The 14,484-nt window shown below is 48.7% G+C and carries 14 protein-coding genes and 1 tRNA gene; 5 read left to right on the top strand and 10 right to left on the bottom strand.

From position 1 onward, the window contains the following. Positions 1-4: 4 nt before the first annotated feature. A complete protein-coding gene (smpB, locus tag K9N57_12130; GenBank protein ID MCF7804932.1) occupies positions 5-469 on the bottom strand; it encodes an SsrA-binding protein SmpB in 465 nt (154 codons plus the stop codon). Between the two features lie 216 nt (positions 470-685). Here smpB and K9N57_12125 point away from each other — a divergent pair. From K9N57_12125 to K9N57_12110, 4 genes are all read left to right on the top strand, one after another. After that, positions 686-769 (top strand) — tRNA-Leu (locus tag K9N57_12125). A gap of 678 nt (positions 770-1,447) precedes the next feature. After that, positions 1,448-2,197, top strand: a complete 750-nt coding sequence (locus K9N57_12120; protein MCF7804931.1) for a hypothetical protein — start codon at positions 1,448-1,450, stop codon at positions 2,195-2,197. 50 nt (positions 2,198-2,247) lie between these two features. Beyond that, complete coding sequence (locus K9N57_12115) at positions 2,248-3,108, top strand: hypothetical protein (GenBank protein MCF7804930.1); 861 nt, start codon at positions 2,248-2,250, stop codon at positions 3,106-3,108. A 66-nt stretch (positions 3,109-3,174) separates the two neighbouring features. Beyond that, positions 3,175-4,113, top strand: coding sequence for a hypothetical protein (locus tag K9N57_12110; GenBank protein ID MCF7804929.1), 939 nt, complete (start codon positions 3,175-3,177; stop codon positions 4,111-4,113). Between the two features lie 11 nt (positions 4,114-4,124). Here K9N57_12110 and K9N57_12105 read toward each other — a convergent pair whose 3' ends face one another. Together K9N57_12105 and K9N57_12100 are read right to left on the bottom strand one after the other, a co-directional pair. Beyond that, positions 4,125-4,682, bottom strand: a complete 558-nt coding sequence (locus tag K9N57_12105) for a hypothetical protein (GenBank protein ID MCF7804928.1) — start codon at positions 4,680-4,682, stop codon at positions 4,125-4,127. Between the two features lie 115 nt (positions 4,683-4,797). After that, positions 4,798-6,120, bottom strand: a complete 1,323-nt coding sequence (locus tag K9N57_12100; protein ID MCF7804927.1) for an MFS transporter — start codon at positions 6,118-6,120, stop codon at positions 4,798-4,800. Between the two features lie 927 nt (positions 6,121-7,047). Here K9N57_12100 and K9N57_12095 point away from each other — a divergent pair. Continuing rightward, positions 7,048-8,349: an outer membrane protein assembly factor gene (locus K9N57_12095; protein MCF7804926.1), complete on the top strand. Its 1,302-nt coding sequence runs from the start codon at positions 7,048-7,050 to the stop codon at positions 8,347-8,349. A 148-nt stretch (positions 8,350-8,497) separates the two neighbouring features. Here the strand turns inward: K9N57_12095 and K9N57_12090 are convergent, their stop codons facing one another. The 7 genes from K9N57_12090 to K9N57_12060 all read right to left on the bottom strand — a co-directional run bounded on the left by K9N57_12090 (position 8,498) and on the right by K9N57_12060 (position 14,378). Continuing rightward, on the bottom strand, positions 8,498-9,820 hold the full coding sequence (locus K9N57_12090; protein MCF7804925.1) for a hypothetical protein: 1,323 nt from the start codon (positions 9,818-9,820) through the stop codon (positions 8,498-8,500). Positions 9,821-9,915: 95 nt separating this feature from the next. Beyond that, entirely contained in the window at positions 9,916-10,485 is a 570-nt protein-coding gene (locus K9N57_12085; protein MCF7804924.1) for a hypothetical protein, read from the bottom strand. Between the two features lie 219 nt (positions 10,486-10,704). After that, entirely contained in the window at positions 10,705-11,586 is an 882-nt protein-coding gene (locus tag K9N57_12080; GenBank protein ID MCF7804923.1) for a hypothetical protein, read from the bottom strand. Between the two features lie 132 nt (positions 11,587-11,718). Beyond that, on the bottom strand, positions 11,719-12,000 hold the full coding sequence (locus tag K9N57_12075) for an HU family DNA-binding protein (protein ID MCF7804922.1): 282 nt from the start codon (positions 11,998-12,000) through the stop codon (positions 11,719-11,721). Between the two features lie 229 nt (positions 12,001-12,229). Then, positions 12,230-12,700 carry a hypothetical protein gene (locus K9N57_12070; protein MCF7804921.1) on the bottom strand — a complete coding sequence of 157 codons (471 nt, stop codon included), beginning with the start codon at positions 12,698-12,700 and terminating at the stop codon, positions 12,230-12,232. After that, positions 12,697-13,446, bottom strand: coding sequence for an ABC transporter permease (locus K9N57_12065; GenBank protein ID MCF7804920.1), 750 nt, complete (start codon positions 13,444-13,446; stop codon positions 12,697-12,699). The genes K9N57_12070 and K9N57_12065 overlap by 4 nt, the downstream gene beginning before the upstream one ends. Further along, entirely contained in the window at positions 13,446-14,378 is a 933-nt protein-coding gene (locus K9N57_12060) for an ABC transporter ATP-binding protein (protein ID MCF7804919.1), read from the bottom strand. Before K9N57_12060 ends, K9N57_12065 begins: the two co-directional genes overlap by 1 nt. Positions 14,379-14,484: the final 106 nt, after the last annotated feature.

The following is a 14,484-nucleotide window of genomic DNA, read 5'->3' as shown; positions in this document are numbered from 1 at the left end:
CTCCTTAGTTGTATTTCTTCATGGCCCGATCCATCTCGCGCCGGGCATCCCGTTCCTTCATATCCTGTCGCTTGTCAAATTTCCGCTTTCCGGTACCGATGCCTATTTCCACCTTGGCATATCCGTCCCGAAAGTACATGGAGAGCGGGACAATAGTATTGCCACGGATATCGGTCTGCTTTTTCAGCTGCCGGATTTCCCGCTTGTGGAGCAACAGTTTCCGGTCCCGCCGGGGATCCGGGCGATCGTGCTCTCCGGTATGCTTATACGGCTTGATATAGGAGCCGATCAGGAACACTTCACCATCAATCACCCGGGCGTACGCTTCGGACAGACTCGCTTTCCCATCCCGCAGCGATTTCACCTCGCTTCCGCGGAGTGCGATGCCGGCCTCGTACGTCTCGTGGATAGTGTAATCGTGCCGGGCTTTCCGATTTCTCGAAATAATCTTTATGTTGTCTTCAGCCATACATTCCCCTTGTTTACAAAGAATAAGAATTTATCGGGCGGCCCTGCTAAATTCAATATTTAATATTGGACTTCCCCGGTGGGCATTGTATATTTTCATCGCTCTTTGAGAGATCAGCCGAGGTGGCGCCCCGACCAGTCGGGACTGTTACAAGTCTTGAGCTACTGGCGACTACGACATTACTTTTGATAGTCGACGGGCAGTCACAATTTATTTGCCGAGGTGGCGGAACTGGCAGACGCGCTAGGTTCAGGGTCTAGTGTTCGCAAGGACGTGCGGGTTCGAATCCCGCCCTCGGCACTTTTTCCCCTCCTTTCATCACCTCTCCAGTGTTAAAGTGTTCGTGTGTTCAAGTGTTCGGGTTAAAATCGTGTTATAGGTGTCTAGTGTCCGGAGTCTATCCTCTCCTGTCCTTCGCAGTTTGCATACTTCGATATTGGTTCGCTGCGACAAATTGGAATTCCTTCCCCAACCCGATCCCTCCGGGATACCCTGGGCTATCGTCACCCACCCTTTCTCCCTTCTCCTTTTTCCTTATACCCTTATACCACAATACCCCTACACCCGTTTCTTCTTTTCCGGAGTCCGGTTTTATATTTCTTCCTTCTTCATTTTGCATTCTTCAATTCGGGCAGGGAGGTTGGGCACTTCGACATTGGATATTGGACTTACTGTCTCAACGGGATCCCCAAGGGACGGTTGGATAGTAATTGTTCAGACTTCTCCAGTCTCCGCCGGAGCAATTCGAAGAACCGCTCCGGACTGTCACAACAATCAAATAGCACCTCCTGAGACAGAGCCATACACAATTTTTCCTGCACTCCATCAGTAAAGAGTTGCGCGTCGATTTCGTTACGTCTACCTTTATTTTTCTTCCGGGGACCTGGAAAAATATTGCCCATGCGATCCTTTAAACCATATCTCTGTGCGGCTCTGTTTGTGTTATTATTGCCTTCAGGCATACGTGCCGAATTTTTAATGTCAACACGGGGCTACGTGACGGTCGCCCCGTATATACACGGGCAGTTTCCGGCAACGGATCTCTTACCCGGATATAGGGCGGACTTCAAAGCCCAAGTGAATTTCTATCGCTGGGACAGGATCTATCTGTCAGGAACGACAGGCAATGAGACACTGATGCACCGGCCACCCGACTCGTTCTCCCAACTCAGCCTGGATCGACTCCGGTACTATCTTGCACCGGAACTCCGGTATCAGGGCGAACGATGGTTTGTGAAAACCTCGGTGAAGCGGGAGAGCATCAACAAGGTTAGTGGCGTGGATCCGAAAAAGATCTACTGGTGGAACAGTGCCATGATTGGATTTGGATCTCGGGGATCGACACAGTTACATCTGCGGGAGCGATATTTCCGGATGGACTCCGGGATTCTGAATCTCTGGGATGGACAGATAAATGCCGGCAAATTTATTGATGCGCCCGGAACAATTTGGTCGGCGCGCCGGCATCCATACCGCTATGAAATCTATGGAAACCTCCGGTATCACGTTGGCATTATCAGGAATTGGGCGTTCTACGCCACACTCTACGGACACCGGTGGTTTACCGGGACCGTCAGTGGTGAGCACAAGGTCACCGTCACCATGAACTGTCTGTACCGGGGTGCAGCCAGCGGCGCCGGGCTGTTCTATACCTACGTCATATCTGATACCTTCGTACCGGATAATGAAGATAAATTCGGCGCGCTGGGTATCAGGATTGTCTTTTGACCTGTCGCCAGACATTCTCCGGAAATGGATAAATTGCATTATATAGTCCAATGATATCGGAAACATTAAAACGACAGATTCCAGTGATTGCTCTTCTCTGGTGGCTTGCACTGCAGGGTATTGCCTCGCATGCACACAGCGAGGTTCTGGTGCAGACCCACGGTTATATGAGTATTGCGCCGTATCTTCATGGTACGGTTGCTTCACAGGGGATTACGCCGACCTATCGCTCAGACTATATGGCGTTTGTGGATATCCTGGAATGGCGCGGATTCCGGTTTAATTATCTCCTGGGAAATTCCACGATTCTCGGGACATCTTCAACCGAACGCATTCGCCTGGACCGGATACGGTATATGCTTTCTCCGGGCTTTCGGTACGAGTTCGGAAACTGGCAGATTCGTGGCCGGTATCAACACGAATGCCTTCATACTATTGATCGTCCGGAAATTGAATATCCGGGCTTTACCCGCGGCTCCATCTGGTGGAACAGTTATCAAATTGGCATCGGGAGTAAGGGCTCCTCCCATATCCATCTCCGGAAAAAATATCTTGAGCCGGGGAACCGGTTCATAAACGCCTGGGATGGCCAGGTCAACGTTGGAAAATACGTCCCACCGGCGGGCACGGCAAATACGGGCCGTAGCCACAATTTTCACTCCGAACTATTCAGTAATCTCCGATACCATATCGGAATGTTTAACGACTGGGCGGCATTCGTGAACCTTGGGCAACATCTCTGGCGCAAAACCGACGATACCTATGAGCAGCGGTGGACGTTGACGGTTAACCTGTTCCGGCGTGGGAAAGACAAGTTCGCTGGGATTTATTATACTTACGTAATCAGGGACACCTTCTCCCCGGACAATGAGAATAAAACCGGCGCAATTGGGTTAAAAATATTGCTATAATACTCGTGACCATGAACTTATCACCCAAAGTAATTATTTATCTCAGTATCGGGAAACTTACTCACCTTGAATAACATTTCGGTGAAATTGCAGGTAAAAAACCGTTTTCCCCTCTCCCGAATGGTGCTGGCTGTTATTTTGCTCTGGATGCCCATTCAGGGTATATGTGGTTCGGACTCCTTATCCGCAGTAGACTTGCAGGATGGTGAGCCATCGTCCGCGTTTCAGTTTTCGGCCGGGTATTGGAACGATAATTTTTTATCGGTTGATGTGCTACGCCAGTTTTATCTCGAAGACGGTGATGATGATTATGTGACCGCCAGTTTCTGGGGTCAGGCGGCTGTGAAATACAAGGGACGGTGGTGGCTGCTGGACAGCTACCTCAATATTCTAACCAACATTGATCGGAATTACCGGACGGATTTGCTCACAATCAGACTTTCCACGGAAGAGCGATTCGAAAAAAGTACCTTGCAATATGGCGCCGGCATGATGTACAGAGGCAAATTCGGCGGGGCAAGTATACAGAACGGCTACCATAACCTGTTTGGGTACGGGGCGGTCGACCTTCCATACCTCGGCAACGAGATAGTGGGGCTTACAGCCTATGGAAAATATGATTACAGACTAAAGAGTGCCCGATTTTACCATTTCAATGCATTTGGGGAAGGTGGCCTGCGGACCGGGGGCAATCCGAGTAATCTTCGGGGAGGCATTGAGACGGAACTCCGCTACGGACTTTCCCGGATTCCGCTTACGATCAGAGGGGTGATCCGGACTGGATACACTCATTTTTTTAGTACATCACAGGTGCTTAATCCGATGTTTGATGACGGTATTTTACTGGGGGGAATGCTGGGTTTTACTCTCTTTGAACGGATTCAGGGCGGCTTCTGGCTGATTCAGAACCAATACGGTCAGAACGAACCGCACTTCGGTATGGCGTTTTCCTTCTCCGGGGATTTCGCTCGTCCCACCACCTTTAGCGAGGGGATATTTCCGTAACCAGGTAATGGTTATCCACTTGGCTGCGTTACTTGTGTGGTAAAGATTTCCTCGTTCCCGTTGATTTCGATGGAAAAAACAGCAAAGAATTCGGCATCCTGATAATTGTAGATGATGTCACCATCGATGGGATCGTTGGTATACTTCAGCGTGGCAAAGGAATTTCCGTCCACAGTATGCTCCAACGTCGTCGTTCCAATTGGAGACAATCCGACCGTAGCAATGCTGGGATCGGAATAAAAACTGTAAATCGTCGCCCTGCCCGGAGCAAAGGTATAATCGGTGGATGTTTGGTTCTCGATATCAATATGGATCTCCATTTCCATGATGTAGCGTCCCTGAGTATCACTCCCCCGAAACTGGAGCACCAGTTCCGGCTGCAATGAAGCCATGCTGTCACTGTCCAGAAAAAAAGTTTGTACTGCATAATCTGGTCGCTGGTTGGGATACGGAAGCGGCTCCAGCGAATTGGTACTTGCCGTGCCATCACATCCAGCGAGCGTTAGTAATCCCCCTAGCACCAAAGATAATGTGAACACGTGGAGTGAAAGTCTCTTCAATTTGCTCACGGCGTCTCCTGCCATATTTCCAATGATATCTCCACAACGCTATAAGTATACAGCCTGAAAATCCCCGTCGTCAAGCTGGGAACTGTATGAGGATAAATTCATCGGAAGTCATCAATTAATCGTCATCCGTGATAATTCCGGCCTCGGTGAGAATGCGGGCTTCTCTGCGGCCCTCTTCTTCATCAACAATGGAGAGTAAAATCCAGCCGGCGATAAACAGGATCACGATTGAACCGATACCGACCCGGGAGGCCAGGTTTTCCGAGAATCCCAGGAGATTTCTGGCCAGCAGTCCAACCCCGCCAATGAGTACCGGGCCCACAATGGCCGCAAATTTGCCGAGCATGTTATAAAAGCCGTAAAATTCGCCACTCTGGTTTTTTGGTATCAGCCGGGAGTAATAGGAACGGCTCAGCGCCTGGATGCCGCCCTGCACTAATCCAATCACTACTGCCAAAATGTAAAACTCAATAGTGCGGTTCATCATTGTGGCATACAGAGTTACGGCCAGGTAAACCCCGATAGCAATGTAGATAGATTTCTTCACGTCCCAGCGCTTCCCGAGATGCCCGAATGCCAGCGCCGCCGGGAAACCGACGAATTGGGTAATGAGCAACGCCACAATGAGCGACGACGCCTCGAATCCAATGGACATTCCGTAGTCCACGGCCATGCGGATGACGGTATCCACACCGTCAATGTAGAGCCAGTAGGCAATCAGAAAGGTAAAGAGCACCTTCATATGGCGAATTTTAGCGAAGGTATTCCCGAACTGCCGAAATCCGGCCACAACGAAATTGATATCGCCGGGAAGCTCGCGTTTGACTTCGGGTACCCATTTAATCAGTGGGATGGTGAACAGGCCCCACCAGACGGCTACGGTCAAAAACGAAAGTCGGACGGCCGTGGCTCCGTCCGGGATCCCGAACCAGCCGGGATTCAGATACATTAACACATTTACCAGGAACAACACTCCACCGCCAAGATATCCCAGCGAAAAACCTTTTGCCGAGACGTAATCAACGTTGTCATCATTGGAGACATCGGTCAGGAGTGAATCGTAAAAGATATTCGCTCCGGAAAACCCCAGGATACCTATAGCATAGAGAATCGATGCGAGCACCCAGTCCCCTTTATGGACAAAGAATAATCCGGCCGTCATCAATACACCGAGATAGGCGAAGGTGATCAGAAACCGCTTTTTCCAGGAGCCCTGATCCGCGATAGCCCCGAGAATCGGTGCCAGTACTGCCACGATTAACGACGCCATGGAGTTGGCCAATCCCAGCATCGCCGTGCTTTCGTTTACGCTGGCACCGGCGCTCCAATATTCTTTGAAAAAAACAGGAAAAAAACCGGCCATAACCGTGGTGGCGAAGGCCGAGTTCGCCCAGTCGTACATGCACCAACTGTTTATCTGCTTTTTATTTGCCATAATAAAAATCCTCAATTTCGATTGCTGGAGTCAATCAGGCTATCTTGAATGCTGGAGTCAATCAGGCCATCTTGAATGAAGAGTGAAACATACACGAATTTCTTCAGGAATGCACCGGAAAAACGATGAAAGGAGCAAGGAAAAAGGAGAAAGGTGGACAGCGTATCTGGTGAGATACGGGTCACATCAGCGAATGGCCAATAGTGAAGTGTGCAAAGAATACACCGAATGTGTTGGTAGTTCTCACTTGAGCGGGTGCTTGTTCGCTGTGGGTTGTCTGTTGTTTTTGTTATACCAGTATTTCGTGTTTTTCCCCGTCTCCCTCCTGCTTTCTCCTTTCTAGGCAACAACCGAGTAAGAGTAAGATTATCCCGAAGGGATCCCTTTGGGATGATTAAGATTAAGAATTACCTTGCTCTCTATTCCATTATACCTGATACCCTATACCCTTATACCTCTTTTTCTTTTCCGGTCTCTTGTCTCCAGCCTCCGGTTTTTCTTACACTTCATCACTTATCAATCTTCATTCTGAATTCTTCAATCGGAGCAGTATTTCAGCCATTTCTGACGGGATTTGACAAAATATTTTTACACCCTGATCCCACCAATAGATTGGTGGGCTGAAAGCAACCGCCCCTCTGGGGCTTGGCTTTTTCTACTTCTTCATTTTGCACTCTGCATTCTTCAATCGGGGCAGGGAGCCGGGCACCTGGACATTGGGTATTGAAAATTGGACATTGGATATTCATCTGTTCCGTTTTCCCTATACCTTATACCCTTATACCTTTATCCTCTTATCCCGTTTTTTCCTATCCCATCCCCTTTCCCTGTTTTCCGTTGTATTCTCTGCCCAAATGATCGATGTTAGGACAATATTCACTCACCTGATTAATACCAGCTACAATTAACATTGAGACACAGGATATTCCAATGACGCATAGACTCGTCTATCTGATAATGGCACTCGTGTTCACCTCAACTGTCGGATATTCTGCCACCGATGATGAGGAGACTGTCTCCGGCTGGAGTTTTGGAGGCGTGCCCGCCATCGCCTACAATTCGGACACCGGATTCAAATACGGCGCCGTAGTAAACCTTTACAACTATGGAGACGGTTCAACCTACCCGGATTACCTGTATTCCATCTATCTGGAGTGGACGCGCACTACGAAAGGGAGCGGGCAAAATATCATCTTTTTCGATTCGGAATACCTGATGCCGGCGGATATCCGGATCACCAGCGAACTGAGTTACCGGACTGAGCAAGCGCTTCCATTCTATGGTTTTAACGGCTATCAAACACAGTATCATCCGGACTGGGAAGATGAGGACGATCCCGCATATCGCAGCCGGGTCTTTTACCGGCATGAGCGGAACGTCGGGCGGTTTATGGTGGATTTTCAGCGAAAGTTACTCACAGATAACCTCCGGTGGATTGCCGGAACCGGATACTGGAACACCAATGTCGCTTCGGTCGATTTAGAGGAACTAAACGAGGGCAAGCCGGATGACGAACAACTTCCCAATATCCGGGAATTTTATGATCGATACGTAGATATGGGGTATATCACCGATGCCGAAACACATGGCGGGAATACTAATTACCTGAAAGCCGGGCTGGTGTACGATTCCCGGGATAACGAGCCGAATCCAATGCGTGGCATCTGGACTGATCTGATGCTGACTGCGGTGCCGGAGTTCCTGTTTAACGACTTTTCCTATACAACGCTCACGCTTACACATCGCCAATACTTTACAATTATCCCCGAGGATCTTTCATTCGCCTATCGGGTTGGATATCAAAGCGTGATCGGTGGCGATATCCCGTTTTTTATGCTCCCGTTTTACCAGAGTTCTTACAAGATTGAAGAGGGGCTGGGCGGCGCAAAATCACTCCGGGGTATTCTGAAAAACCGAATTGTCGGGAATTCCATCGGTTTTACTAACCTGGAATTACGCTGGAAATTTTACCGGGGAAAACTCTTTGGACAAAACCTTTACCTGGCCTTAAACGGCTTTGTTGATGCCGGACGATCATTCGGGGAATACGGGAATTCGGTCTATCAGAATACGCACGATCCATATCGCGAGGAATCACCCCACATTTCCTACGGCGGCGGATTCCGGATTGCCCTGAATGAAAATTTTATCGTCGCGGCCGATTACGGCATAGCCGCCGATCCGCAGGATGGTACCAGCGGATTATATATTAGTCTGGGGTATCTGTTCTGATGATGGGACAATCGCAGAGGGAAACAGTCGAAATCGACATAGGATTTATATCATATCGAGTCTTTTTCTTACGAAAAAAACTGTCGGTGACACTGGAAGCGATCACCGACAGTAAAAAATGTATGCTATAGTCAGTAAGTAATAGCCCTTACAGATCGTATCCGAATCCAAGGGCAATCACGTCAGACGTCTTTCCATATGTCTCCGCAAAATTGCCACTTTTGTCGTTTTGACCATCTTCGTAGAACGTTTTCGAATATCCCACGCTCAGAGCGATAACTTCCGATAACGCATACTCCAATCCCAATCCGAGTGAAGTCGAATTCAGACTATAGCTAAGATCCGATTGATAGGATTCTGTGGCGCCCGATTGTGAAGTCAGCCCACCAATACTGGCAGTAATGGCATCATTCACTTGATATTCGACGCCGAGTCCGGCTTCGAACCCGTTATTGACGTACTGCTCGTCCCCTTCCCAATCGACCCCTGAGTTCAGATAGTAGGTAAAACTCGCTTCGGTATGCAGTTTCGAATTCACTTGGTAGCCCACTCCGACAGCAATTAAGGCAGGCATATCGGACTGCACCTTCGCACCGTCCGGAAAGAGCCCGACGTCATCCGTCTCGGTGTCATTGGTCATTTCCAACTTGGTAATAGTCTCATAACGAAAGCTGATATTGGCATTATCTATCGGTCGGAATTGTGCGCTCAGAATTCCGGCGATGCCACTTCCTGTCCGAGCAGCATCAACTTCCTTATCTGCAAGTAAAGCACCTGCCTGCGCCGCTGCAATAGTTCCTGGCGGGCTACCGTTCGGGTTCTGAGAGGTATACAACGTTAAATCCCGTAAATACCCCTCATACGTATTCGAGGCATAGACATATCGAATCCCAGCAGCTACCGACAGATAATCAAGAACCTGGTATGAAACATTTCCCTGACCACCGAGATAAATGGAGGATCCGGTAAATTTCGCCTCAAGTGAATAACCGTTAATAGTTCCATATGGCGAAAGTTGCTGATCCAAGCTAGATGCCGGAATTCCCCTGGCTAAGTTTGCCAGCGTATACTCGAATGCCGGGAGCCCATCCGGGTACTCGGCGCTTCCACCACCTCCGATTGGCATAATTCCGCCTGAGACGGCCAATCCTCCCATATTATACGCGACATAGATATTGGGAAAGACGGGTGCCGTTGTTTTTCCCTCAAACGTATTCTCGTTGAACGTCGAATTAGCTGATGTGACCGTTCTGGTCTGGAAGACTGATTGATTACTGGCATAGAAGTATAAACCTTCGCTGAAGCCAGCCACAGCCGCCGGATTATAATAGACCGCATCGATATCTGTGGAGGCATTTCTGTTGAGCATCCGGATAAATTCGGCACTCTGATTCGTATTCGTAACAATACCGCCGGCAAATACCAACGAAGATATAAATATTAATGACAGTAGCGGGATAAGGCGTTTCATAATTTCGCTCCCATAGAGAAAAGGCAGACCGTGAACCGACGCCACGGTCTGCCTTTCAGTTATTCATTTTGTTCAGCTGAACGTAAGGCGCTACGTTATTCTTTCGAAAACCCAAGGGTTGTACTTGAATATTCATCTACCATAATCTGATAGTAATTCCCATCCTGTGGATTCTGAAAATACACATCCAGCCCCGTCTCCTGGTCCTGATACTGGACGGTCATCTCTGTGGGATTCTCCTCATCATCCACAGTCAAAGTACCATCAAACTGGTAAATACTGCCATTCAGTGAGAAAGTGGTCAGCGCTTCATTCGCTTCCCAGGTGCCGGTATCTTCCAACGGAACCACATTGGGCGCATTCCCCAGGGTATCACTCGCGGTCGGCAAATTACCAGAGAGCGTAAACTCTTCATTGGTCAGTTCAACTGTAGCCGAGACACCTAACCCCTGAAACTGCTGCCATCCGAGCGTACCGCCACCAAGGGTATCGCCAGTGGAGATATTCCCTAAATCCTCAGCAGCAATATACACCGATGTCTGCTGCATATTAATCATTTCCCATTCGCCAGTTAGAACGTGTGATTCGGTAGAATCATCGCATCCAACAACGGCGAACATTGAAACAAGCATTATGCTTAGTGTTAACATTCCTAATTTTCTCATGCGTGCCCTCCATCCTGTTAATATGGTAGAGTAATACTTTCCTTGTGAATGGGTTAATCCCATTCTTAAAAAATAACACTCACCTTTATTCTTGTTAGTTGAAATTAGATAGATTGAAAAATTAACGAATAAAATTTACGGCATTCTCCAGAGATAGCAAGGAGAATGTGACCGTTTTCATCTTTTTTCACACCATTAATGTTTTGTTCTTTTCCGGCTTCATAAGCGCTCAGCCAAGCGAAGCGCAACGAGATCCAGCGGATCCCTTGGAAGGATCAAATCCACCGTGAGTTGTTCCTCCCTCAATCTATCGCCAAACCGTTGTCTAACCCAGCCGGACTTCTCGATTATGCTTCCCTGTACCCCGATCTTCACAGGAGCATCCCGGGAGATTTCGGTAAGAACTCCCTTCACCGCTTTTGCCATAGAATCGGTCATCTTCATACCGATTTTTGCTGCACCCTCATCACCTTTTTCAGCGTATCGGATGGTGATTTTTCCCAAGTGCCCCAGCCGCCGGGTCACATTCTTTGCTGAGTTTGCCCAATGAACAATACCCGATCGCGTTTCAGCTCCCAAAAATTCCGTAATTGCCCTTGCATACCCTGATAATACACTGCTGCGGTCAATCTGATCGACGAGGTGACGCAGCGCTTCCCGGCCAAGCATTGCTCCACCCCATAAATCTCCAATAACAGGACCGTATGAATGATACACCTGCGAATCCTCACTGCCGTAGCGAACTAATGCTCCGCCTGTCCCACAGATCACCATTAAACCGGCATCGCCGATGCCGCAACTTCGTGCGGCGAGAGACACATCACCGTACAGTTGTATCCGGGTGTTTTGTCTGGTAAAAATACACTCATATTCCAGCGCGCCAGCCGCTCCTATAACCACGTGAAGGAAATCCGAGATATCCAACCCGGCCTGAGCGGCCCAACTCGTTAACCGGTCGAATACGAACTCCTCCTTTTCCCAGTGCAGGGAGTTCTCCTCAGCCGGGATCTTTCGACGACTGATCTCACCCGTCTCATCTAACCAGGCAAGCTTCACCCAGGTACGACCAGCGTCAATACCAATCAATTTCCTGTTATGCATTGCACCATACCCATAAAAAAAATGCGCTCTCATCCCATTTCAAGATGAGAGCGCATTTTTTAAAATGATAATTGCGTTAAAACACGGAGAGAAACCCGTACGGTTTGATTCTCCGGCAATTATCGACTAGACTTAACCCTTTACGGCATCTTTCAGGGATTTACCAGCTTTGAACTTTGGTACAGTTGTGGCAGGGATATTAATGGTCTCGCCGGTCTGTGGATTCCGACCAGTCCGTGCTGCGCGATCGGAAGTGCTGAAAGTGCCAAAGCCAACCAGAGTGATTTTCTCATCTTTGTCACCAGCCAGCGTCTCCGTGACCGTATCGGTAAAGGCATTAAGCGCCCGTTCGGCGTCGGCCTTTGTGATGCCGCCCTTTTCTGCCATGCTATCAATTAGTTCACTTTTGTTCATGTGTGTCCTCCTGCGTTAGACGTTTTATGGTATGTCACTTTTGTCTACCCATTACCGGTTTTCGACTATTTTCGGCAACGTGTAAATCGTTCTTCAAAGTGATTTTGCACAGTGCATTGTTAATGGGTTATTAGAATAACTTAGTTATTAGCTAAGTGTGTATGAAAATTGCCAAATAGGGAGTAAAAGTCAAGTAAAAAACTCTCTGAAGTCAATTCTGACAAGGATTTTAGCGGTTTCCATTAAATGTTTCTATCAGATAGTTTTCCAGGTGATCAAATGATGGAAATAATTCGGTAACACATCCTAAAATCCATCCACTGATCTCCGTAACCGGCATCCCTGCAACAAGATAGACCGGAATATTATAGTGATATGCTACTGTGAGTTCTCCCTGGGTTCCCCCGCCATTTTTCACGTGTTCATCCCAGAAACAGATTACATAATCAATTTGACCGGTAAGCGTCGATAAGTCATGGGCAATCAATTTTCGTACTATGCGCTGAAATTCCAGCAAATTGTCTTCTTTATACTGACGGAAGTTTTCCGATTCCTCGGGTGTTAAAATACTTATTTCCTCTGAGGTCGGGTCATATACCGAATGATCCAGGTGATCAGAGAGAAAATTGGTTAGGTGACGCCGCCACCGGACCCCGTTATCCGGAGCGTGTTCTATCGCCCCGGCAAGATACGCCTTCATCGTCGATCCTCCCGGTGCAGGCTATACACTGCAAGCGAGAGCATGGCAGCTCCCCATCCAAGCAGGGCCGCGAGCATCCATCCCTGGTATTCCAGGATCCCAAACATGCTGCGAGTGAGTTCAAAAGCCTGAGTTGATGGCAAAACCAGGGCTACAATCTCAAAATGCTCCGGATAGACCATCACCGGATAAAGTAAGCCGGTAATAACCAAAAGCGGAATCAAAGCCTCCGCAGATAAGTGACTGTTGCCGGGCTGTTCCCTGCGCAGGAGACCAACGACGATTCCCAGACTACTCCATGCGATTCCGGAGAGAATCGCCACTGCTAATATCCCCACCCAGGGCAGGAACCCGCCTAATTCGGTAAACAGAATCCCATAGATAGCCAACAAAATTAAGGTTTTAGCGAAGCTGACGACTACGGCATCGGCGACAAAGGCGCCGACAAAAACCCAGGGACTTGTGGACGTGGAACGCAGATGCTCCAGATAACCGGATTCCGCCTTTTTTCGGATCTTTTCGTTCGCCTGCAGAAAAGGCATTGCCATCATCATAAAGGCGATTACGGTTGGAATATACCAGGTGACAGCCGGAGTCCCCTGGATTTCAGGGATGATATTCCGCACCCCTAAATCCAGCCCCAGGTAGGACAGGAGCCCGAACACCAGCACCGGAATCACCTCCCGGTTGGGATGTCGAAGAGCGCCCGCAAATTCATTGGAAAGGAGTGTAAGGAACTTTCTCATTATTCCACCGGCATTTTTCTGCGTATGAGGTCCATCATTATATCATTCAGAGACGGCTCCTGAATAGCAAAATCCTCGATCTGCTCGTCGTTAAAATTTCGCAGAACGGTTTCCAGTCCGTATCCGGGATTCAGCTGTAGTGTAAATTCCCGTCCATCCGTGCCTTCCAGACTGGCAATGGCCTCTATGGACTCCAGCACCTTCTCATACTGCGGATTCGCCGACTTAAACCGAATCAGGTATTCCGTAATCCGGGGGCTGTCTGTCCGCAACGAGTCAGCGGTGCCATCGATCACAACCTCCCCCTCTGCGAGGATAATAATCCGATCTGCAAATTCCTCCGCCGCATCAAGGTCCCGGGCAGTGATAAATATTGTGGTCTCACCGCGAATCTCCTGTAACCGCCGCCAGATAGTATCGCGGGTATCGGGGTCAACGTTTGTGGTCGGTTCATCCAAAAACAGAATTTCCGGCCTGTGCAACATTGCCCGGGCGACAACCACGCGACGTTGCATCCCATACGAGAGTTCCGGTGGATAATCGTGTGCCCGTTCCACCAGATGAAACCGGTCCAGGTTTCGCATCGCCCGGGTGGAGGCAACATCTTGGGTTAATCCCGACAAAACCCCGTGCAACCGCAGATTCTCAAACACTGTCAGTTCCGGATTCAGAGTGTTTTCTTCGGAAACATATCCGGTCAGGGTTCGGATCTTTTTCGAGCGAGTTTCCAGATTGAGCCCCTGAATATATATCGTGCCGTTATCTGGTCTGATCAGCGTCGTCAAGATTTTCAGCAATGTGGTCTTTCCCGAGCCACTGGGTCCCGCCAGATAAAATATCGTGCCCTTCTCCACACCAAAGCTGACCTGTTTCAGGACTTTTCGGAGCTGGAACTGTTTCGAAACGTTATTGAGTGATATTGAGGCTTCCATAAAATAGTATTCGAGTGTTAAAGTGTTCGGGTGTTATAGTGTTGAGGTAACGACATCTATCGCGCGAGTTGTTTCTTAATCATAATCGTAATCTTACTCATAATCG

Source organism: Candidatus Neomarinimicrobiota bacterium, assembly GCA_021734025.1.
Classification (GTDB): Bacteria; Fidelibacterota; JAANXI01; order JAANXI01; family JAANXI01; genus JAANXI01.
The sequence above is the reverse complement of the archived record's forward strand: the minus strand, read 5'-3'. Positions and strand labels throughout refer to the sequence as shown.

What these genes read in the sequence shown, in the direction of transcription:
- smpB (MCF7804932.1), bottom strand. Translation starts at nt 469, where the DNA reads ATGGCTGAAGACAACATAAAGATTATTTCGAGAAATCGGAAAGCCCGG.
- K9N57_12120 (MCF7804931.1), top strand. Translation starts at nt 1,448, where the DNA reads ATGTCAACACGGGGCTACGTGACGGTCGCCCCGTATATACACGGGCAG.
- K9N57_12115 (MCF7804930.1), top strand. Translation starts at nt 2,248, where the DNA reads ATGATATCGGAAACATTAAAACGACAGATTCCAGTGATTGCTCTTCTC.
- K9N57_12095 (MCF7804926.1), top strand. Translation starts at nt 7,048, where the DNA reads ATGACGCATAGACTCGTCTATCTGATAATGGCACTCGTGTTCACCTCA.
- K9N57_12090 (MCF7804925.1), bottom strand. Translation starts at nt 9,820, where the DNA reads ATGAAACGCCTTATCCCGCTACTGTCATTAATATTTATATCTTCGTTG.
- K9N57_12085 (MCF7804924.1), bottom strand. Translation starts at nt 10,485, where the DNA reads ATGAGAAAATTAGGAATGTTAACACTAAGCATAATGCTTGTTTCAATG.
- K9N57_12080 (MCF7804923.1), bottom strand. Translation starts at nt 11,586, where the DNA reads ATGCATAACAGGAAATTGATTGGTATTGACGCTGGTCGTACCTGGGTG.
- K9N57_12075 (MCF7804922.1), bottom strand. Translation starts at nt 12,000, where the DNA reads ATGAACAAAAGTGAACTAATTGATAGCATGGCAGAAAAGGGCGGCATC.
- K9N57_12070 (MCF7804921.1), bottom strand. Translation starts at nt 12,700, where the DNA reads ATGAAGGCGTATCTTGCCGGGGCGATAGAACACGCTCCGGATAACGGG.
- K9N57_12065 (MCF7804920.1), bottom strand. Translation starts at nt 13,446, where the DNA reads ATGAGAAAGTTCCTTACACTCCTTTCCAATGAATTTGCGGGCGCTCTT.
- K9N57_12060 (MCF7804919.1), bottom strand. Translation starts at nt 14,378, where the DNA reads ATGGAAGCCTCAATATCACTCAATAACGTTTCGAAACAGTTCCAGCTC.